Here is a 20,924-nt window from a genome sequence, read left to right as displayed (position 1 = left end):
CTCTGTGGTCTCGCCAGCGGACTACTTCGCCGATCCGGATTGGTTGGCGGCGACCTTTTCTTCGGCCGCGCTGGGCCGAAAGTATTTGGGCAACACGTCCATCGGATCGGTCGTCTGCCCCGCCAAATACTTTTGATTGGCCAGCCTCGCGACCGCGGACGCCAACGTTTGCTGCTGAACGACGGGCTTCAAATGGTCCGCCGGCAACCTGTTCTTCATCGCGTCTCCAGTGGCCCAAATGCCTGGAGCAGCTGATTCCACCGTTTCTAGCCAGTGGGCTCGATCCAGCAGCTCAACCGGTCCCTCGGAAACCCAGCCTGAGTCCTGTTCCCGAAACCATCCCACAAACGTTTGGCCGCGATAGGCATCCAGCCCGACCAACAATCGCTGCCCGGGTGCTGGCCACTCAGCCGGCGTGGAATCTTTTTCGGAGGAATTGGCTGGCAGCACGGCGGCCGCCAAAACAGACAGAGAATCCAACGTCACCACGGGAATTCCCCAGGCATACGCCAATGTTTTCGCGGTGGCTGCGGCAATGCGCAGGCCGGTGAACGATCCAGGGCCATCGGCAACCGCGATGTAGTCCGGTCGAGTTGCAGGGGCGCGAAAACCGCTGCCCGTCGAGACGGCCTCAGGACGTTTTTCGCCTGGATGGATCGCCTGCAACAACGTTTGCAGAGCCGGAGTCAACGATGCGGTGGCCCGCACATCGCTCGGCAATTCCAGCGTCTGGACGACCTTGCCCCCCTCAATCAAAGCCACCGATCCTTCGCGACCGATGACTTCCAGAGCCAATCCAATGACTGGTCGTGGGCTGCCAAATTCGGTCTGGGGGTCCATGATCGAGAACTCGAAGAGTGAATTGCGTGGGATTGTCGTGCAAAATTGGTCCAGACTACAATGACACTCGGCAGGTTAAGCATCCAGGTGAGGTGACCGAGGAATTTTGTGAAGCGAGCGTTGATCAGCGACATCCACGGGAACCTTGAAGCGCTGCAAGCGGTTCTGGAAGACATCGACAAGGTCGGGGTCCAAGAAGTCATATGCCTGGGCGATATCATTGGATATGGTCCCAACCCGTGTGAGTGCTTGGATCTGGTGATGCGGCGATGCAAACACACCATCCTGGGCAACCACGATCAGGCAGCACTGTTTGATCCTGACGGGTTCAACCCGATGGCTCTGCGGGCGATCTACTGGACCCGCGACGAATTGGACAGCGGCAAAGGCGGTCCCGCTCAGATGAACGCTCGCTGGGACTTCCTGGGTGAGTTGCCGCGATTCATCGATGACGGCGATTTCAAATTTGTCCACGGCTCGCCCCGCGACCCGACGAACGAATACGTCTTCCCCGAGTACATGTATGATGCTCGCAAGATGGAAATCTTGTTCGGGAAAATCGACAAGTACTGCTTCATGGGGCACACGCATTTGCCGGGTGTGTTCACCACCGAGTGCGAATTCGTCACGCCGGACGAGTGCGATCACACGTACGCTCTGGGCAACAACAAACTGATGATCAACGTCGGCAGCGTTGGCCAACCGCGAGACGAAAACAACCAATCGTGCTACGCCATCTTGGACACCGACGCCCAAACGTTGACCTACCGCCGAGTGGAATACGATTTCGAGAAGACGGCTCAAAAGATTTACGCACAACCCGATCTGGACGATGCCCTGGGCGATCGGCTGAAACGAGGACATTGATCGGGTGACACGCACAGCCATTCTTAGCGACATTCACGGAAACCTCTCCGCGCTCGAAGCCGTTCTGGCCGATGTCGAGGCTCAAAAGGTCGATCGCATCGTCTGTTTGGGCGACGTGGTCGGCTACGGCCCCGAACCCTGTGCGTGCCTGGACATCGTGATGGGGTTCGATTTCTGTGTCCTCGGGAACCACGACAGCAGTTCTCTGTTCGACCCCGAAGGATTCAACGTCGCGGCCGAGCAAGCGATTTTCTGGACCCGCAGCCAACTCGAAGCAACCGGTGACGATCCAGGCGCCAGCCGCAAACGGATCGAATACCTGTGTGCGTTGCCGCGAACCGTTCGCGAAGATCACTGGTTGTTTGTCCATGGTTCGCCACGTGGACCAACCAACGAATACGTCTTCCCGGAAGACGCCCAGAACACCAAGAAGATGGAAAAGCTATTTTCGCTGGTCCCGCGAGTTTGCTTCCAAGGCCACACGCATGTTCCGGGTGTGTTCACGATGGAACAACGCTTCGTCCGCCCGGCGGACACCGGCACGGGGTACTCACTGGCCGATCCCAATTCGAAACTGATGATCAACGTCGGCAGTGTGGGCCAACCACGTGATGGCGACCCTCGCAGTTGCTACGCGATTGTGGAACCGGATTTGGTGATGTTTCGCCGAGTCGAATACGACATCGAACGAACCGTCCAAGCCATCGAGAAAGAAGCCGAGCTGGACAATTTCCTGGGCTATCGGCTTCGCGAAGGTCGCTGAGAAAAAACGAGTGGCCGAGACAGGGTTCCCGCTTGGCTGGGTCGACGCTCGACCCACTTCCGATCCATTGCAGGAATGGATCCGTTCATCGACGCGTTAGACGCGGACGTCGATGTGACCGCTGGCGAGTTGCTTTTGCACGTCAACGACTTCGGAAATCATCTGCACAATCGCGTCGCCGGTCTGCCGCTGCACGTCCAGATTCTGTCCCAGCAGCGCCACATCAATCTGCGTCTGGGTCGCGTCTTGGCGGGCTTGCAGGACCTGCTGCACGGCGGGTGGAATGGCACTCATGATCAAACTCGCAAAAAGGTTTGCACGTCGCATCGAACCAGGCACACCCTCGCTCGACACGCAAACCTACGTCACCTTTCGGCCCCCCCACCGCAATCCTCCTGGCGGGGCCATGGAAACGCGACTGAACCTCCGAAGCCCTCACCATTGATTCCGATTTTACGGGTCGCACCGGCTCATCGCCTCACTTTCATGCGGCGATCTTCACCGACTCAATTGCCTTGCAAGATCGCTGGAATTGGTTTCCCCGCGAGTTCGTCCATGATGCCCTGGCTGCGTTCTTGAGCGTTGAGGACTTCCATCTTGCCAACGAACAGCATCACTTCGCCACCCTCGGGAATGGCCTCTTGAATCAATTTGCCGGCCGCCCGTCCAGCCAAGTAGTTGCTGGTGCCCAGGTAGAATTTCCGGCGTGAGGCTGGCGCATCGCTGTCTTGGCAAATCACCGTCGTGGCTTGGCACGCCTCGTTGATCATCGCCACTTGGTTCTCGGGATCGATCGGGCTGATTGCGATCCCATCCACGTTCGCGGCCACGTTGGATTCCAAGAATCGCTTTTGCTCTTCGATGGAACCGGAAGAAGGCATCTGCACATCGACCTCACAACCAAACTGCTCCGCCGCTCGTTTGCAGCCCGCATCGGCCAGCGTCCAAAACGGGTCCAATGAATTGGTGATGTAAGCGACACGAACCCCCGCCCCATCGATCTTCTCCTCACCGGACAAAATCGGGCCTTCACCGGATTTCATCGCGTCCACGTCCGCCGCGAACTCATTGACATTGTCGAGGGTGATCGACCGGTGAGGAATGATGATCATCCCTGACTCAGGCACATCGACTTGCCCGCCTTTCACCAGCGTCGTCAGCCACTGCACACTGCGATACCCAAACGCATAGGGTTGCTGCACCACCGTGCCAAAGACGGACTGATCGCGGATACCAGCCAAAGTGTCCGGGTGCTCATCGAAACCGACCACCGAAACTTTTCCGACCGCGTCGCTGCTCCGAAGCCCCGCCAAAATCATCGGCGTGTTTTGGCTCCAGAGCCCAACCAAGCACCCGACATTTGGATGCCGCAACAACGTCGTTTCGGCATTCTCTTTGGCTTTCGAATTGTCCTGATTGTCGGTCAGAATCCCCAGCACCGTGTAGTTGCCGCACTGACGCGGAAAACCGGAGGCATCCACCGAAGCCTGTCCCACCGTTTCAGGGCCGGATTGCGATTGTTCCGAGGAACTGGAACCAGATTTGCTGCATCCAAGTAGCAGAACCAAACCGAGACATCCCAACCAACAGCGAGCCATAACGACCATTCAAGCAAGAGAACCAGAAGAAGAAACGCCCTAGTTTAGCAAAGTCGTTCGGCTTCCATGGGACGACGCTGAGGCACAACGCAGGCCCGAAACTGGAATGAAACCCGCGCGAAATGAAGCCCTTTGAGCCAAAGGTTTGGCGGAGAAGGTGGCGCAATCAGACATTTTGATCCCAGGACTTCGAGTTTGCGAACGCATAAAATTCAATGGATCCCGCCGCAAACACTTCCCGACCTCTCCTCCCAACAAACCCTTCAGGTGCCACATGAACACGCCTCTCAAAACACTGAGTTCCACGAAACGTCACCTGCCCGCTTGGGCTTCGACAGGCTTGGTGGCGCTGGCTGTCGCCGGTCTGGGAGCGTTTTTCTTTGCCTCCGATGCGTCCGCCCAAGGTTACCGGTATGGAATCCAAAGCAACGGATTCAATCGTGGCGGCAGCGCCATCATCGGCCAGCGGGGCGGTTTGCCTCAAAACAACTACACCGCCCGCCGTGCTAGCATCAGCGGCACCAACTCCAATCGCGGGTCAGTGACAAATTATTACTACAACACCCCTCGTCGATCTGGCTACCGCGGTGGGTATGGTTACGGCGGGTACGGGTACGGTGGATATGGGTACGGATACCGCAGCTATGGGTATGGTTTCGTGCCTGGAACGGTCAGCGGAACTGGATTGCAAGTTGGCCCTGGAGGCGGGGTGCAGTTCGGAACTGGAACCTACTATGCCGTGCCACGCTACTACGGCGTGCCGACCTACGGGTTCCGCTGAGACGAGCAGCAGGAGCAAACGATCGTCGGGATGGAATGGTGGCGAAGCGACCCAAATTTGGCCGACAAACGAAGTTCACGCCTCTTTTGGTTCGCCCTTTGCCTGTGAGTGGGCTGCGATCATAATGTCGGCCCCGTTTCCCATCGCACCAGGATCCCCTCATGTCTCTTGCCGTTGAGTCCAAATCGGACGTGGACCACCAAACCACCTACTTTCGTTGCATTTCAGGCTGCAGCGCAAAGCACTCGATCTTTGATGTGATCTACACCTGCCCCACTTGCGGCAGTCTGCTGGAGGTCTATCACGAGCGGGAACCGCTGAAACAAAAAAATGCCTACCAGTGGCAACAACTCTTCGATTCTCGTGCCAGCACTTCGAAATGGCCATTCGGCAGCGGCGTCTGGGGCATGCGAGAGTGGGTTGTTCCGTCGTTGGCAAACGAGAACATCGTCAGCATGTTCGAGGGAAACACAAACCTGTTTTGGGCCGAGCGACTCGGAGCTCAACTCGGTGTCCCCGATCTTTGGATCAAACTCTGCGGCAACAGTCACACAGGCAGCTTCAAAGACCTGGGCATGACCGTGTTGGTCAGCGTCGTCAAACAAATGATGGCCCAAGGCAGCAGCGTCAAAGCCGTGGCCTGCGCCAGCACCGGTGACACGAGCGCGGCATTGGCCGCTTACGCCGCCTACGCGGGCATCCCCGCGGTGATCTTCTTGCCCGCTGGAAAAGTCAGCACCGCGCAGCTGATCCAACCCGTCGCCAATGGCGCCCACGTGCTGGCACTCGACACCGACTTCGACGGCTGCATGAAGATTGTCCAAGAGGTCACGCAGGACAATTCGATCTACCTCGCCAACTCGATGAACAGCCTTCGCATCGAAGGCCAAAAAACGGTCGGCATCGAATTGGTTCGCCAATTTGAATGGGAAGTTCCGGACTGGATCATCATCCCGGTTGGCAACCTCGGAAACATCAGTGCCCTCTACAAGGGTTTCAAGCTGATGCTGGACCTGGGGTTGATCAACCGCATGCCACGCTTGGTCGCCGCCCAAGCCGAACGCGCCAACCCGTTCTACACCGCTTACAAAAACGGCTTCGCGGAAAAAGTCAGCGTCACCGCTCAAGACACGCTGGCCAACGCGATTCGAATCGGCGATCCGGTCAGCTACGCCAAAGCGGTCAAAGCCGTCCAAGAAACCAATGGCATTGTCGAGCAAGCCACTGAAAACGAACTCGCCGAAGCGTCGGCGTCCGCCGACTTGACCGGGATGTTCACGTGCCCGCACACCGGTGTCGCCTTGGCTGTGCTGAAAAAATTGATCGATCGAGGTGAGATCTCCTCGAAAGACAAGACCGTTGTGATCAGCACCGCTCACGGGTTGAAGTTCACCGACTTCAAAGTCGGCTATCACGAGTCAACGCTCGAAGGCATCGACAGCAAACATGCCAACCCAGCAGTTCACCTGCCCGCGGACGCCAACGCTGTCAAAGACGAGATCGCTCGCCGCCTGGAACAACACAACGGCTGATCCATTCGCAAGGCGAGCTTGTCTTGAAGCAGGCCTGCACAAAAACGGTTTGTGCGAAGCAGTCAGGGCGGCGTTTTTGCCGCCTGGCGTGGGGCACGGTTCCGACGTGCAACTGGAGCGGACGCCCACACGGTGCATGTGTGTTGCCCGCTTATTTTGGTGTCGCTGCTTCGCAGCCAGGAAACATGACTCATCTGCCCCACAAGGGACACCAACAAGTGGTCAACTCACGGGCAAACGACCTGGCTAGACGGCTGCCATGACACTCATCCTTGGCGTCTCTGCTTACTACCACGATTCCGCCGTCGCACTGATCAACGATGGGGTGGTGGTCGCTGCTGCAAGCGAGGAACGCTTCACAAGGAAGAAGCATGACGCGGCATTTCCCAGCGAGGCACTGGCAGGCTGCCTGGAGTCAATCGGGGCCAGCGTCTCCGACATCGACTATGTCGGGTTCTACGAAAAGCCATTGCTGAAATTTGAAAGGTTGCTGGAAACCTACTTGGCGTATGCTCCACGCGGCTACGCGTCGTTCGCCCGAGCGATGCCACCCTGGCTGCATCTCAAACTGCACCTTCCTCGCGAGATTCGAAAGCATCTTGGCGGCAAAACCAAACGCCGGATTGTGTTTTGCGAACACCACGAATCGCACGCGGCGAGTGCTTTTTACCCCAGCCCATTTGACGAAGCAGCAATCCTCACGGTGGACGGTGTCGGCGAATGGACGACCACCAGCTGGGGAATCGGAACCCGAGAAAAGATCGAGCTGAAACAAGACATTCGATTCCCCCATTCGCTGGGCTTGCTGTATTCGGCGTTCACCTACTTCTGTGGCTTCCGAGTCAATTCAGGCGAATACAAATTGATGGGGCTCGCCCCCTATGGCGAACCGACGTTTGCGGACGTCATTCGCAAAGAATTGATTCGCGTCAACGACGACGGAAGCTATGAACTGAACATGAATTACTTCTCGTTCGCTCATACGCTTCGAATGACCGATAAAAAACTGGAACGTCTGCTGGGCGTCTCACGCCGAGCCCCAGAGTCCCTGGTCCGACAAGTCGACATGGACATCGCAGCAAGCATCCAAGTTGTCACGGAAGAAGTGATCCTAAAACTCGCATCCCATGTCCATCGTCAAACCGAGAGTGATTCACTTTGCCTGGCCGGCGGCGTTGCTCTCAACTGCGTTTCCAACGGACGACTGCTGCGGGAAGGACCGTTCGAAAACGTCTGGGTTCAACCGGCGGCCGGGGACGCCGGCGGCGCTCTGGGTGTCGCCTGGCTGATCTGGCACCAACTATTGGGGAACTCGCGAACAGCCAATCCTCAGGACGCCCAGCATGGTTCCTTGCTGGGGCCACCCATCGACGAATCCAGCGAAGTTGCTTCGTTGATTCGGTCAGGTGCCGTTGTTCAGACATTCAACCACGCGTCCGAACTCGACCAACGTGTCGCAGGGTTGCTGGCAGACGGCAAGGTGGTCGGCTGGGCCCAGGGACGCATGGAGTTCGGCCCGCGATCGCTTGGAAACCGCAGCATCTTGGGCGACCCTCGCAACACAGAGATGCAGTCGACGATGAACCTCAAGATCAAATACCGAGAGTCATTCCGACCATTCGCTCCTTCTGTTTTGGAAGAATGTGCCAGCGACTGCTTCGAGATCAAACAGGGTGCATCCAGCCCCTACATGCTGTTCACGTTTGACGTCTTGCCGTCTCTCCGAAAAGAACCAACCACTCCCGTCGAAGGCATCCAACGCGTGCGCCAAGTCAGAAGTGACTTGCCCGCCATCACCCACCTGGATCATTCGGCTCGAGTTCAGACCGTCAGCGAAAATCGTCAACCTCGATTTCATTCCTTGCTCAAGGAATTCCATGAGCAAACCGGCTGCCCAGCACTGATCAACACCAGCTTCAACGTGCGAGGGGAACCTATCGTGCGAACGGCGGCGGACGCCTACCGGTGCTTCATGGCGACCCAAATGGACGCCTTGGTGGTGGGCAATCACCTGATGCTCCGCGAGGAACAGCCTGAGAGTGCGTTCGCCTCCAGTCAAACTTACCTTTCCAACCTGGCTCCCGATTGATCCCAACACCATGCCGCTAATCGATCTCCAGGCGCCCCCATCGCCGTCCATGCGTCGCTGGTTCGGGCTATCGCTGGGCCTGCTCCTGATCATCGCTTCGTTTTTAATCAGCGACTTTGGACACTGGCTCAATTCCGCCTTGCTGGTGACGGGACTCGTCGTCGTCACTGTTTACTATGCTTGGCCAACATCCCAGCAACCAATCATTCGGGGCTGGCAACACGCGACCTATCCGATTGCCTTTTGTGTTGGCCATCTGCTGCTCGCATCGATTTACTTTCTCGTCCTGACGCCCATCGCTCTGATGTTGAGAACGACGGGCCACGACCCATTGAACCTCCAACAAGAAGGCCGCTCCAGCAACTGGAATGACCGCCAATCAACGCCCACGCCCGACCAGTACTTCAAGCAGTTCTAGCTTCCACATGCCCGATCCAAAGACACCCTCCGAGCCCACACCTCCCAACGATTTCGAGCGTGAATCGGAACAGCAGGACATTGGCCTGCTACGAGAGTTCGCGATGTTCCTGCGCGAAAACAAGAAGTGGTGGCTGATCCCACTGATCGGATCACTGCTGCTGGTGGGATTGCTCAGCATCATGGCCAGCAGCGGGGCGGCACCGTTCATTTACACACTGTTTTGATCCAGTGAGACACCTTGGATCCAGTGAGAAGCGGTCGCCCCGTTTTCAATCAGTGGGTCAATCAGCGAGTCACTCGGGACGAAGCACGGGGAACAGGATCACGTCCCGGATGGATTTCTGGTTCGTCAGAACCATCACCAAGCGATCGATGCCGATCCCCAGCCCACCAGCGGGCGGCATGCCATAACGCAACGCGCGGACGAAGTCGTGGTCCATCTTGGCCATCGAGTCTTCGTCGTCCTGACCTTCAAGCTGAGTCTTGAACAACTCTTCTTGCAGATCGGGATCGTTCAGCTCGGTGTAAGCGTTGGCCAATTCCATCCCACAAATGAACATCTCGAATCGCTCAGCGATTTCGGGGTTGTCTTTTTTGCGTTTCGTCAACGGGCAGATGCTGGCGGGGTAATCGGTCACGAAGATCGGACCTTGCAGCGAATCTTCGACCTTCTCTTCGAAGATCTCATTGCGGATCACGTCGGGATGCTTGCCATCGATGGTCAGCTTCAGACTCTTGGCGTATTCCTTGACCGCGTCTTCGTCGGCGGGATCGATGCCGGTGGCTTTTTGGAACAACTCCGCATAAGTCGCACGCTGGAACGGCGGCGTGAAGTCCAACATCGTGCCGTTGTATTCACGCTTGAATCCACCGCCGATCTTTTCGATCGCGTCGCAGATGATCTTCTCGGTCAGATCCATCATGGATTCGTAGTTGCCGTACGCCTGGTAGGTTTCCAGCATCGTGAACTCAGGGTTGTGCCGTGGCGACAATCCTTCGTTGCGATAGACGCGCCCCAGTTCGTAAACGCGTTCCATCCCACCGACCATCAATCGCTTGAGGTGCAACTCCAATGCGATCCGCATGGTCAACTGCATGTCCAAAGCGTTGTGATGCGTTTCGAACGGACGAGCAGCGGCACCACCGGGAACGGTGTGCAGCGTGGGTCCTTCGACTTCGCAGAACCCTTGATCATCCAGCGTCGAGCGAATGCTCTTGATGATTTTGGTTCGATCCAGGAACGTTTGCATCACGCCATCGTTAAACGCCAAGTCGGCATAACGCATGCGTTGACGGAGGTCTTGATTGGTCATCCCGGCGTGCTTTTCCGGCGGGACTTCCAACATTTTAGTCAGCAGAAACATTTCTTCCGCGAACACGGTCAGCTCGCCCGTGTTGGTGCGGCCCAGTCGACCTTGAACACCGATCAAATCGCCCAGGTCAAACAGCTTGGCCAACTCGAAGTTTTCATCACCGACCTGTTTCTTGCCGACAAAGATCTGAATGTCGCCCGTCCAGTCGCGGATGTTCATGAAGATCAACTTGCCCGTCGGCCGCGACAGTTGGATCCGCCCGGCAACACGAACAATCGGCCCAATTTCCTCTCCGGGGCCATTGTCGGCTTTCCATTGGCGGTAATCGACGTCATCGCTTTCGACGTCGGGCAGGGCGATCGCTTCGCCTTCCTTGGGCTGCCACAGGATCGTTGGAATGCGATCGCGGCACTCGCTGACCAACAAACGGTCGTCAAAACGCTGCCCCCAGGGATCGATGCCTTTGGCGGTGATTTCTTCCAGTTTGTGCCGACGAGCCGCGTGCGGGTCGGTCAAATCAAGGTCGTCGGCTTTGGAAGGCGTAGCGGTCACGGCAAATGCACTTGCGAAGGTGGAAAAAATCAATCGGGCTGACGATTGTGAATTTGCCGACTAATTCACGCAAGGGAGCCGTTTTTTGCGAGTGCGACGGTTTTCGTCGGCCCACTGAATTTCGCGAGCGCATCGGCACGCCACGGGCTCTGGAGGGAGGACGCCACTCGCCTTCATTCGGCCGGGCACCGCCGTCAGCGATTGGACGCGTTTGCAAATTGCGAAAACGGTGGTTTGTGTTCTAATGAAGTGCTTGCCGTGAACAGGCACGAACTATCCTCGATGCTGATTTCCCGGGCATTTTGCCACTCATCCCTCGTTTCTGAATTCGTTTGATGCAACTTCCCATCCTCCCGCAGAACAACGTGACGGTCGCTTCACCGGGGACAGACCCGCTGATCGATCCTGAAACGGGAAAACCGCGGGGGCGGTACGCGGTCGTTTCATTGGGCTGCCCCAAGAACCTCGTCGACACCGAACAAATGCTCGGTCGTCTCGACGCCGACGGGTACCGGATGGTCGATTCGGTCGACGGTGCCGACTTCGTTGTGGTCAACACCTGCGGGTTCATCGACTCGGCGCGTGACGAATCCATGGCCGCCATCGATGAGATGCTGGCGCTCAAACGGGATGGCAAACTTCGCAACGTCGTCGTCACGGGCTGCTTGGCGGAACGGCAACAAGACAAACTGCTGGAGGCTCGTCCCGACATCGACGCGTTGGTCGGCGTGTTCGGTCGCAACGACATCGTTTCGGTCGTTGACGAACTCTATTCGGGACTGCAAGAACAACGCACGATCTTCAAACCCGCCGCGGTCAATCCGCTCAGCGATGCGATGCGATCGGCCGTCACCCCGCGTCACTTTGCCTACCTGAAGATCAGCGAAGGCTGCGATCGGCTGTGCACGTTCTGCGCGATCCCCAAGATGCGTGGCAAACACTTCAGCAAACCAATTGAACAGATCATCGACGAAGCCAAACGATTGGGTGACAGCGGCGTTCGAGAGATTGTGGTCGTGGCGCAAGACACCACCTACTACGGCATGGACCGCTACGGCGAACCTCGCCTGAACCAGCTGCTGCAAGAACTCGACAAAATCGAATCGGTCGATTGGATTCGGCTGATGTACTTTTACCCGATGTACATCGACGACGCGTTGATCGACACGTTGGCATCGGCCAAGCGAATTGTGCCGTACATCGACATGCCACTTCAGCATGCCAGCGACAAGATGCTGAAACGCATGGCCCGCAAAACCACGCGTGCACTGCAGACCGACATCGTTCAAAAACTTCGCTCGCGAATTGATTCGTTGGTGATGCGAACCACGATGATCACGGGATTCCCCGGTGAAACCGAAGAAGACTTCGTCGAGCTGATGGATTTCGTCAAGGAATCTCGATTTGAAAACCTGGGCGTGTTCACTTACAGCATCGAAGAAGACACACCGGCCGCAAGATTGCCCAATCGAGTGGATCCCGCCGTGGCCGCGCGACGTCGTGATGACTTGATGGAACTCCAACAACAGATCGCGTTTGATTGGAATGATTCTCGCGTCGGTGGAATCGAAGAGGTTTTGATCGATGCCGAGATGCCCGAACAGGAAGGTGTCTTCATTGGCCGCACACGGAGCGAGGCACCCGATGTTGATGGGCTGATTTACGTTTCGCAAGTCGACCCGGATTCGCCCGTGGAAGTCGGTCAAATTCGCCCCTGCGAAATCGTTGCGTCGCAAGGCTACGACTTGGTGGCCGCAGCGACTTAACAATCAGAGAGAGGTGTGAGCTTCCTGTTGTGCACAGCACCCGCAGGGCCGTCCTGGCAAAAGGTATCTGACACTTCTCGTCCTGACCGTTCCCTCCCCACAACTGCTCGTTTGTTTCCCCTGATTTTGGTCGCCTCATGGCTGGTCCCTCGATCTACAACGTCCCCAATGCTCTGACGACAGCACGCTTTGTGTTGGCGATCGCGGTGATGGCGTTGATCCCATCGGGCAAGTACATGGCGGCCATGATCGTCTTTCTGATCGCGGCGTCGACCGACTGGATGGACGGGTATTGGGCTCGCAAATACGGGCAAGTCACCAAGCTCGGAAGGATTTTTGATCCGTTCGTCGACAAGATCATCATCTGCGGTTCCTTCATTGCGTTGGTCGAAGTCCCCCACAGCCCAGTCGCGTCCTGGATGGCCACGATCGTGATTGCTCGCGAACTACTGGTCACCAGTTTGCGAGGCATCATCGAAGGTGCTGGAGGCGATTTTTCAGCCAGCTGGCTCGGCAAATGGAAAATGGTGCTGCAATGTGCCGCCGTTGTTGCCGTGCTGCTAACGTACATCGTCACCCCGTTGCCGATGTGGCTGGGCTGGACGACGTGGGTTTTACTCTGGGGAGCCATTGGACTGACGGTTTACTCCGGTGTGGACTACACCCTGATCGCAGCCCGTGTGATGCAGTCCGAAGCGGGCCTCGAAGTCCCTGCCGATCCCACGGTCACCCCCGCCACCTCCGATTCTTCGCAAGCCATGCCCTCCGAAAACAACCCCGACGCCAACCAAGGCCCGTCGAGCACGAACCCGGCGTCGTCAGGTGATGACGCTGACCTTCGCTCCGTTTCCAACGAACTCCCAACCCAATGAGTTTCGGATTGGCTTCGGCGTCATGGTGGGCGTTTTCATTCCTGGCGCAAGGCGAAGTGACCGTGCCAACGGACTCGGCCGAATCACCTGCCTTGAGCGAGGTCGCAGTCGACGCGGCGGAAGTGGTCGAGCTTGGCCCGACCGAGATTGCACTGTCAATCTTGTCGATTCTGATTCTGTTGGCTTTCGCGACCTCGCTGTCGCGTTGGATTCGGATGCTTTATCGCGGGCATCGACCATTTGGTGAAAAAGCCTTTGTCCCGGTCCGTGCCAGGCACCTCCCGTTTTGGTCGGTGATCTACTTCGTGGTTTTCATCGGGGCGTTGATCTTCAGCACCTCCTTGCTGCAAGGTGCGTTTCAGTTTGCCGGCTGGATCGAACGACCAACCGCCACTGACACCGCTGTCCTACTGGATTCGTCTTCGGAACCCTTGGTCGCAACGGATCCGTCGGAACCGACGACGGATCAAGCCAACGAAGTGGCGGCAACAGAAACAGTTCCCGTCGAAGAAACCGAGGCGGCCCCCACTCCGGGACTCTCCGTCCCGCAACTGACATTGAGTTCGCTGGGGATGTTGTCGGCGACCTTGATCACGCTGGCGATGTTGTGCTTGAACCACCGCGAAGCAATTTCGCGAATTGGCCTGATTCCACAACGTGGCGACATCAGTCTCGGTTTTCGATCCGCGTTGATGATCCTGCCGCCGACGATGTTGATCATGACCTTGGTCTCAATCATGCAGGATTATTCGCACCCGGTCTTGGACGCTCTTCAACCGGACGAAGCGGACACCGGCCCGAACTATGGCGTCTTTGCTCTGTTGTTCATCACTACCGCTCTGGTGACACCCGTGGTCGAGGAGTTCTGGATCCGTGGCTTGCTGCAAGGTGGGCTGCAACGCTTGGCCGATTGGCGACTCGCGATCGTTCGAAAATCCCTGGATCCGGCTGTCGCTTCAATCGAAACGCCCGGAGACGAATTTGCGTTTGGCGTCACGGATGCGGAGGAATCCACCGATGAAACGGCATCCCTGGCCTCCAGCGCCGTTTCACTGAAGGTGGACTCCAACGACTGGACGCCCACCGCGATCTGGCCCGTCTTCGCCGCCAGCTTGGTGTTCGCATTGCTGCACTGGGGACAAGGCCTCGCGCCAATTCCACTGTTCTTTTTGTCCCTCGGGCTGGGCTATCTGTATCGGCAAACCGGTTCGCTGATTCCGCCGATCATTGTCCACTTCGTGCTCAATGGACTGACCATGGTGATGACTTTGATCGAGATGTCGCGGGCATGATTTCGCCGTCCACGGACAACTTGATTCGCATTCGAGGTGCCCGGGTTCATAACCTTCGCAACCTCGACGTCGACATCCCTCGCGACGCGATCACGGTCATCTCGGGAGTCTCCGGCAGCGGCAAGAGCTCGCTCGCGTTTGACACCCTGTTTGCCGAAGGCCAGCGGCAATACATCGACAGCTTGTCGACTTACGCCCGGCAATACCTCGACGCCATCCCACGTCCCGACGTGGACTGGATCGACGGGTTGGCACCGACCCTGTCGATCGATCAAAAGAGCGGTTCGCACTCGGCTCGCAGCACCGTCGCCACGATCACCGAGATCTACGACTACCTGCGTCTGCTGTACGCGCGCGTTGGCGTGCCTCACTGCGTCGCCTGCGGCAGCACGATCAGCACCCAAACACCCGATCGCATCGTCGCGACCTTGGCGGCTCTGCCCGATCGCACCAAGCTGACTTTGATGAGCCCCATGGTTCGCGGCCGCAAAGGGGCTCACGCGGACGTGCTGGAACAAATCGCCGGGCACGGATTGGTGCGTGCTCGCGTCGATGGCGAGATGTATCTGCTCGAGGATGTGCCGCCGTTGGCGGTTCGTAAAAACCACACGATCGAAGCCATCGTCGACCGGCTGATCATCAAAGACGGAGTGGACGCTCGTTTGGATGAGTCCACTCGGTTGGCACTGCGGCTTGCGGGTGGCATGTGTTCGGCATTGATCGATCGCGGGGACGGCGAACCGGAAACCAAACTGTTCAGCACTTCGATGACTTGTTTGGAGTGTGGCGAAAGTTTTGAAGAACTGGAACCGCGAACATTCAGCTTCAACAGCCCCTACGGTGCCTGCCCGACTTGCCAAGGTCTCGGCAAAGTTGCCGTCCGCGGTGACAAATCGCACATGGTGACCTGTTCGACTTGCGAAGGTGGGCGATTGAAAGCGGAATCGCTCGCCGTCACGATTCACGATGTCTCCATTGATGCCCTGTGCCGGATGCCGTTGCCGGACGCCCAGTCGTGGATGGAAAACGTTGCCAAACCACTCGATGCATTGCAACAAAAAGTCGCCGCTCCGATCCAATCCGAAGTCGTTCGTCGTATCGATTTTTTGCGGCGTGTCGGTGTCGATTACCTGACGCTGGACCGTTCAGCGGAAACGCTCAGTGGCGGCGAAATGCAGCGCGTCCGCTTGGCCACCAGCATCGGCAGCGGTCTGGTCGGCGTCTGCTACGTCCTAGACGAACCTTCGATCGGACTGCACCCGGCTGATCACCACCGGTTACTCGCCGCGATCAAGGAATTGCAGACCGCCGGCAACACGATCGTGATTGTGGAGCACGACGAGGACACCATCCAAGCCGCGGACCATGTCATCGACATTGGGCCCGGCGCAGGACGCCACGGCGGCCGGTTGGTCAGCCAAGGCACGGCGGCAGAAGTCGCCGACGACGAATCCAGCCCAACGGGAGCCTACCTGTCCGGACGCTCGAAGATTGGACTGGACCGGCCAAGACGCACGCCTCGCAAATCACATCAGCTGACGCTCAGCGGTGCGACGCTGAACAACTTGCAAAACGTCACCGCAAAAATCCCGCTGGGATGCTTGGTAGGCGTCAGCGGCGTTTCCGGCAGCGGCAAAAGCTCGCTGATTGTTGACACGCTCTACCCAGCTCTGGCTGCCAAGCTGGAATTGGTCGCCGACCAACCTGGCCCACACAAACGGCTGACCGGCGCTCAGCACATCGACAAACTGGTTCCCATCGACCAAACACCGATCGGCCGAACGACGCGAAGTTGCCCGGCCACTTACGCTGGCGTCATGGATCCCATCCGCCAAGTCTACGCGAGCACGCGAGAAGCCAAGACGCTCGGGTTCGCCGCGAATCGATTCAGCTTCAACAGTCCGGCCGGTCGCTGCGACGTCTGCAAAGGCAACGGCTTTGAACGCATCGAGATGAACTTCCTCAGCGACTTGCTCATCGAGTGTTCACGCTGCGGCGGCAAACGTTTCAACCGCCAAACACTGCAAGTCCGGTTCAAGGGCGCGACGATCGCCGACGTGCTCGGCATGACGATCGACGCGGCCCAAGAGTTCTTTGAAAACGTGCCCAAAGTCCATCACTTGCTAGCATCGCTCGTCGATGTTGGACTGGGCTATGTGACGCTGGGGCAATCCAGCACCACGCTCAGCGGTGGCGAAGCCCAACGGATCAAATTGGCCACCGAGCTCGCGCGACCGGCAACCGGCAAAACGTTTTACGTGCTCGACGAACCCACGACTGGTTTGCACTTTGCTGATGTGCAGCGTCTGCTCGTCGTGCTCGATCGCTTGGTCGAAGCCGGCAACACGGTGCTGGTCATCGAACACCAATCCGATCTGCTGGCCGCCTGCGACTGGCTACTCGACCTCGGCCCCGGCGGCGGCTCCCAAGGCGGCCACCTGATCGCCGAAGGCCCGCCGGAAACCATCGCCGCCTGCCCCAAATCCGCCACCGGAAAATTCCTGCGGCTGCGGTGATTATCGAGGTTTCCAACCCGAGACAAGCAAGCCAGCCCCTTCCAGGGCGAATTCGTGGATGACTCCGGAGGAGTCCGCGTCAATAGCTCGGGGCGGGAGCCCCGAGGCTGTTGATGAACCAAATGAAATCGCCCCGGATGGGGCCGGCGTGGATCCGATGAGGGGCCGAGAACACTCAGACGGACAGGCGAGGGTGCCCAAGCTATGATCGTCACGCATGGTTCGTTGCCCTGCTCGTCGGTTCATCGACCTCGCTCATGCTCGGCAGCAAGGCGATTTCAACGAGAAACATCCGGCGATTCGAAAACGCTAGAACGACACGGCGGCTTCCTCTGACTGAACGTGTTCGCAAATCGATTCAATATCTCCCGCAAGAACTGCATCCCAGGCGATGCTGATCCGCCAACCAAGCAGCAACATCCCTGGGCGACGCTCGAACACCTTGATACCCGACTTCTTCATCGCAGTCGAGCAAGGCGTGGAGGGTGCCGTCCACCATCCATTCACCTTCGTTGTGAGGCATCGTTGCACCTGACCGAATCATGCGGCAGCGTCCTGTCGCTGCTGGACTCAGAAGTCGACGTCAGGGCGACGGACCGATGCTCTGGTGCAGCACCTTGGTCAATTTACCCCCGTCCCCTTTGATCCGCCTATTTCGCAGGTCCAGGTTTGGCGTTGCTCTCAAGATACGTTTGCCGACGCAACAAAGGTGAGTCCTCATCTTCAACCGCCAGCACTTGAGATCCAACAAGAGAGAGGCCGTTCTTTTCGATTCGATACTCAAACACGTTCTTCCTTACAATCCAGTTAGCAATAGCTTCGATGTGTACGCTCTTCGCGGAGCGGCGAATGCTGACAATGCTGGCTGATGATGGGCAGATAAGTTGCCAATGCACAATCCCTTCCTCTGTAACAAAAGCTGCAATTGTCTGAATGGCATAATCTGCTGCATCGGGGTAGGCTAGCTCGCTGAAAACAAAGATAACTTCGTCATTGGTTCGCCCCGGAAACGCCGATACCATGCGCATGGCCTGGAACCTTCCAAGAGTGTTTTCCTTAAGCTTTTCCGAATCAGACCCTGTGTTGCTCATGACAAGTTGAAAGAAATCCCTCTCCAACGGTGTGTAGCGTTTGCTGTCAATTAGTTGCGACAGGCTTCGCTCTGATTGAGGAGGTTCTGCAGCCGGAAGTCGTGTGCAGAAAAGAACAATTGCGATGCCTGCAAGGATTGAAAATGCAGGCGAATCTTGTGTCTGTCTCGCGTTCGATACCATCGAAATTTCCTTGCTTTGTAAAAACAGATGTTTGCCGCTTCGGATCTTCTGAAGCAATCTAACGTTTATGTATCCTGGCCTTTATGATCCGCATTTCAAGCTCTTGCCCTTCAACGGCAATCAAGGGGTGGAGCGCACCGTCCACCATCCATTCACCTTCGCTGGGCAGCATCGTTGCACCCGACCGAATCATGCGGCAGCGCCCTGTCGCTGCTGGACTCAGAAGTCGACGTCAGGGCGACGGACCTCTGCTCCAGTGCAGAACCTTGGTCAATCTACCTCCGTCCCCTTTGATCCGCCCTCTGAACCGCAATCGTAAAAGCTCAGATTCAGAGATACTCAATGCTCTAGCAACGACTCCAAGTAATCATCTACCTGCTCAATCCGCCATTTGCCCGCAGGAACGTCCTTGATCTTAGAAAGCAAATGGCGGGCATCGTCACGTTGACCGATCTTGACCAAGCAAAAGTACTGTAGCATCGCAGTTGCTCTTTCTTTTAGAGCCGGCACTGCATTCACGACCTGCTGCATCGCAGCCACGTCTGCTCGCGCAATCGCCTCGCATGTTCCCCACTGACGCATCCACGGTTCGACATCCGTAACGACAGCTTCTTTGATCCCCTCAACAACTGCAAAATCGTCTGGTGGCACGATCACCTTACGAAACGAATCGGCGACTTGCGAGCCAACGACCTGCTCAATTCTCTGCCTGATGATACACTCGTGCTCCAATGGTTTTTCTGGGATCTCGAGCCTGCCGGATAGCAATTTGGGAAAACCAACCGGGTGGGCGCATACATTAACGAAGAAATAGCTTCCGTGAGCACCTGACTGGAAATCAATAAGCTGAAACATTTCATCCTTGACTCTCCAAAATCTGCTCTTCGTTTTTGTGTAGCCCAGCGAGTGGAACGCGTCTTCCAGGGACGTCAGCATGTTGGCTAACTCAAAGGTTTTCAATTTTTTGGTCCGATGTAGGTTGGGCTGTCGGGTTGAAATCGAGGATTAGCTGGATCGTAAAGATCGACCTGCGGTTCGTAACCATGTTCTTCCATCAACGCGGCTCTCCTTTGAGCGGCACGGCGGCAGGTGGCGTGTCCGGTTTGATGATTCTCACTCTGTTAGGGTTCTCAATCCCTACCCCATCCTTGCGGACACCCCTTCCACTCGGCAGTTCAATCCGCTGTTCTGGCATCCACTCCCCAAGGCCCTCGGTCTCCAACTGCCGGTGTGCCTCCTGTCCAATCTCAGTACTTCTCCGAACTCTTGGATTGCTGGCGCCTCTTGGGGAGGGGGCGATCGGTGGCTTAGTCACTGGTGGCCTGAGTGGAACAATTAGCAGCCGAGAACTAGGCACCGCACCCATCAAGAAATCACTGGGTTCTAAGTGTGCCTTGTAAGTCTCACCGATCGGGCGCCCTCTTATCCAGTCCATCGCATCACAAACCATTCGCTCCATATTGACAAACGGATCGAATGTGACTTCCTTCATTGCCTCTAGCACTTCGTCTTCGTCCACCAGTCCGCTTGGATCGACTCTGGTCGTTGCTTTGTTCCCAACGTATCTGTAAAGATTGGTGTCTCTCGCATCGAATCCAATCGGATCCTGGCTCATCCACCGACCATTGTTGGTATCGAAATAGCGAGCCCGGTGGTAGTTCAATCCGCTGGCTTCGTCGCGTTCGCGGCCGGTGAAGCCATAAAGGAAGTCGATGTCGGTGTCTGTTTCGCTGACTACGTTTCCGTAGGCGTCGTAGACAAGATGGTTCTCAACCGTGCCATCAGAATCGACCACGTCGCGGACGCTGCCTAATTGATCAGAGAGTGCCCAGAGCGTGTCACCGGTGGAATCGTCTTCGATCGCAAAAACTTGGTCGACTGCGGGACCGTGAAGCATTCGTCGGGTGATCGACCCTGATTCATCGCTAATTGCTAGAATATCGGTTCCACTGTAGATGTAGCGAGTGATCTGCTCTGGAAGCGGCCCCGCTCCGTCGAGATCCACGCTCATGCTCACTCGCCGGTCAAGCACGTCGTATGTGTGCTCGACAAGCTGAGTCACGGTACCCGAGTTGTCTTTGTTGGTGACGGAAACCAATCGATTGCGATGGTCCCAGGTGTAAGTCACCGTTTTGTCGTCATCGGGATCCGAACTGACTCGTGTCTTGACAGTCAAGTTTCCTTCATCGTTGTTCTCCATCTTCGTGATCAAGTGAGGTAAGCCGCCCCATCGAGTCAAAATAGCAGATCGGTTATTGCAATGGACGCAGCTGGCGTCACTGTGGCGGATGCGTACCGAGCAATGGAGTTCACTCGACTCGCAATTTACATTCCGTTGGAACGATTTCTTGGCGGGCTAGCCTTCGTCAGCGTCCGTAACCCTCTTGTTGAAAGCGTTTTGCAGAGATGCGATTTAGTGATTGATCCCTCGTGTTTCAGCGGGTTTCGC

The 20,924-nt window shown here is 56.9% G+C and carries 19 protein-coding genes; 11 read left to right on the top strand and 8 right to left on the bottom strand.

Translation table 11 applies throughout. The annotated features are described in order from the left end of the window. Positions 1 to 21 precede the first annotated feature (21 nt). Positions 22 to 840, bottom strand: coding sequence for a tRNA (adenosine(37)-N6)-threonylcarbamoyltransferase complex dimerization subunit type 1 TsaB (gene tsaB, locus UH5x_RS18665; protein ID WP_482633305.1), 819 nt, complete (start codon positions 838 to 840; stop codon positions 22 to 24). Positions 841 to 948: 108 nt separating this feature from the next. Between tsaB and UH5x_RS18660 the strand changes: the two genes are divergently transcribed. Next, on the top strand, positions 949 to 1,707 hold the full coding sequence (locus UH5x_RS18660) for a metallophosphoesterase family protein (protein WP_047812514.1): 759 nt from the start codon (positions 949 to 951) through the stop codon (positions 1,705 to 1,707). A 4-nt stretch (positions 1,708 to 1,711) separates the two neighbouring features. Further along, a complete protein-coding gene (locus UH5x_RS18655; protein ID WP_047812513.1) occupies positions 1,712 to 2,470 on the top strand; it encodes a metallophosphoesterase family protein in 759 nt (252 codons plus the stop codon). 96 nt (positions 2,471 to 2,566) lie between these two features. Here the strand turns inward: UH5x_RS18655 and UH5x_RS18650 are convergent, their stop codons facing one another. Both UH5x_RS18650 and UH5x_RS18645 read right to left on the bottom strand, forming a co-directional pair. Further along, positions 2,567 to 2,764 (bottom strand): hypothetical protein, encoded by a 198-nt coding sequence (locus tag UH5x_RS18650; protein ID WP_231845896.1) that lies wholly within the window; start codon positions 2,762 to 2,764, stop codon positions 2,567 to 2,569. Positions 2,765 to 2,976: 212 nt separating this feature from the next. After that, on the bottom strand, positions 2,977 to 4,068 hold the full coding sequence (locus UH5x_RS18645; RefSeq protein WP_047812511.1) for a substrate-binding domain-containing protein: 1,092 nt from the start codon (positions 4,066 to 4,068) through the stop codon (positions 2,977 to 2,979). Positions 4,069 to 4,342: 274 nt separating this feature from the next. Here UH5x_RS18645 and UH5x_RS18640 point away from each other — a divergent pair, with 274 nt between their 5' ends. From UH5x_RS18640 to UH5x_RS18620, 5 genes are all read left to right on the top strand, one after another. Continuing rightward, positions 4,343 to 4,849, top strand: a complete 507-nt coding sequence (locus UH5x_RS18640) for a hypothetical protein (protein ID WP_482633304.1) — start codon at positions 4,343 to 4,345, stop codon at positions 4,847 to 4,849. Between the two features lie 161 nt (positions 4,850 to 5,010). Continuing rightward, positions 5,011 to 6,381 (top strand): threonine synthase, encoded by a 1,371-nt coding sequence (gene thrC / locus UH5x_RS18635; RefSeq protein ID WP_047812509.1) that lies wholly within the window; start codon positions 5,011 to 5,013, stop codon positions 6,379 to 6,381. 259 nt (positions 6,382 to 6,640) lie between these two features. Then, the gene (locus UH5x_RS18630) at positions 6,641 to 8,470 is read left to right on the top strand and encodes a carbamoyltransferase family protein (RefSeq protein ID WP_482633303.1); all 1,830 of its coding nucleotides are present in this window, start codon (positions 6,641 to 6,643) and stop codon (positions 8,468 to 8,470) included. A 10-nt stretch (positions 8,471 to 8,480) separates the two neighbouring features. Continuing rightward, a complete protein-coding gene (locus tag UH5x_RS18625; protein ID WP_482633302.1) occupies positions 8,481 to 8,888 on the top strand; it encodes an SxtJ family membrane protein in 408 nt (135 codons plus the stop codon). Between the two features lie 7 nt (positions 8,889 to 8,895). Continuing rightward, complete coding sequence (locus UH5x_RS18620) at positions 8,896 to 9,114, top strand: DUF5989 family protein (RefSeq protein WP_047812506.1); 219 nt, start codon at positions 8,896 to 8,898, stop codon at positions 9,112 to 9,114. Between the two features lie 69 nt (positions 9,115 to 9,183). Here UH5x_RS18620 and lysS read toward each other — a convergent pair whose 3' ends face one another. Further along, positions 9,184 to 10,755: a lysine--tRNA ligase gene (gene lysS / locus UH5x_RS18615; RefSeq protein ID WP_482633301.1), complete on the bottom strand. Its 1,572-nt coding sequence runs from the start codon at positions 10,753 to 10,755 to the stop codon at positions 9,184 to 9,186. 335 nt (positions 10,756 to 11,090) lie between these two features. Between lysS and rimO the strand changes: the two genes are divergently transcribed. The 4 genes from rimO (at position 11,091) to uvrA (ending at position 17,201) form a co-directional block, all read left to right on the top strand. Continuing rightward, positions 11,091 to 12,521, top strand: a complete 1,431-nt coding sequence (gene rimO / locus UH5x_RS18610) for a 30S ribosomal protein S12 methylthiotransferase RimO (protein ID WP_482633300.1) — start codon at positions 11,091 to 11,093, stop codon at positions 12,519 to 12,521. 137 nt (positions 12,522 to 12,658) lie between these two features. Then, the gene (gene pgsA / locus UH5x_RS18605) at positions 12,659 to 13,393 is read left to right on the top strand and encodes a CDP-diacylglycerol--glycerol-3-phosphate 3-phosphatidyltransferase (protein WP_047812504.1); all 735 of its coding nucleotides are present in this window, start codon (positions 12,659 to 12,661) and stop codon (positions 13,391 to 13,393) included. Further along, positions 13,390 to 14,685: a CPBP family intramembrane glutamic endopeptidase gene (locus tag UH5x_RS18600; protein ID WP_482633299.1), complete on the top strand. Its 1,296-nt coding sequence runs from the start codon at positions 13,390 to 13,392 to the stop codon at positions 14,683 to 14,685. Before pgsA ends, UH5x_RS18600 begins: the two co-directional genes overlap by 4 nt. Then, on the top strand, positions 14,682 to 17,201 hold the full coding sequence (gene uvrA, locus UH5x_RS18595; protein ID WP_047812503.1) for an excinuclease ABC subunit UvrA: 2,520 nt from the start codon (positions 14,682 to 14,684) through the stop codon (positions 17,199 to 17,201). Before UH5x_RS18600 ends, uvrA begins: the two co-directional genes overlap by 4 nt. 358 nt (positions 17,202 to 17,559) lie before the next feature. On the opposite strand, the gene UH5x_RS18590 is transcribed toward uvrA, so the two are convergent. The 4 genes from UH5x_RS18590 to UH5x_RS18575 all read right to left on the bottom strand — a co-directional run bounded on the left by UH5x_RS18590 (position 17,560) and on the right by UH5x_RS18575 (position 20,651). Next, positions 17,560 to 17,745: a hypothetical protein gene (locus tag UH5x_RS18590; RefSeq protein WP_482633298.1), complete on the bottom strand. Its 186-nt coding sequence runs from the start codon at positions 17,743 to 17,745 to the stop codon at positions 17,560 to 17,562. 106 nt (positions 17,746 to 17,851) lie between these two features. Next, positions 17,852 to 18,532, bottom strand: a complete 681-nt coding sequence (locus UH5x_RS18585; RefSeq protein ID WP_482633297.1) for a hypothetical protein — start codon at positions 18,530 to 18,532, stop codon at positions 17,852 to 17,854. A gap of 282 nt (positions 18,533 to 18,814) precedes the next feature. Further along, positions 18,815 to 19,435: a DUF4304 domain-containing protein gene (locus UH5x_RS18580; RefSeq protein ID WP_482633296.1), complete on the bottom strand. Its 621-nt coding sequence runs from the start codon at positions 19,433 to 19,435 to the stop codon at positions 18,815 to 18,817. Positions 19,436 to 19,529: 94 nt separating this feature from the next. Continuing rightward, positions 19,530 to 20,651 carry an RHS repeat domain-containing protein gene (locus UH5x_RS18575; RefSeq protein WP_482633295.1) on the bottom strand — a complete coding sequence of 374 codons (1,122 nt, stop codon included), beginning with the start codon at positions 20,649 to 20,651 and terminating at the stop codon, positions 19,530 to 19,532. Positions 20,652 to 20,924: the final 273 nt, after the last annotated feature.

The sequence above is a fragment of the Rhodopirellula sp. UH5 genome (assembly GCF_056839225.1).
This window is presented reverse-complemented; position numbering and strand designations above follow the sequence as displayed.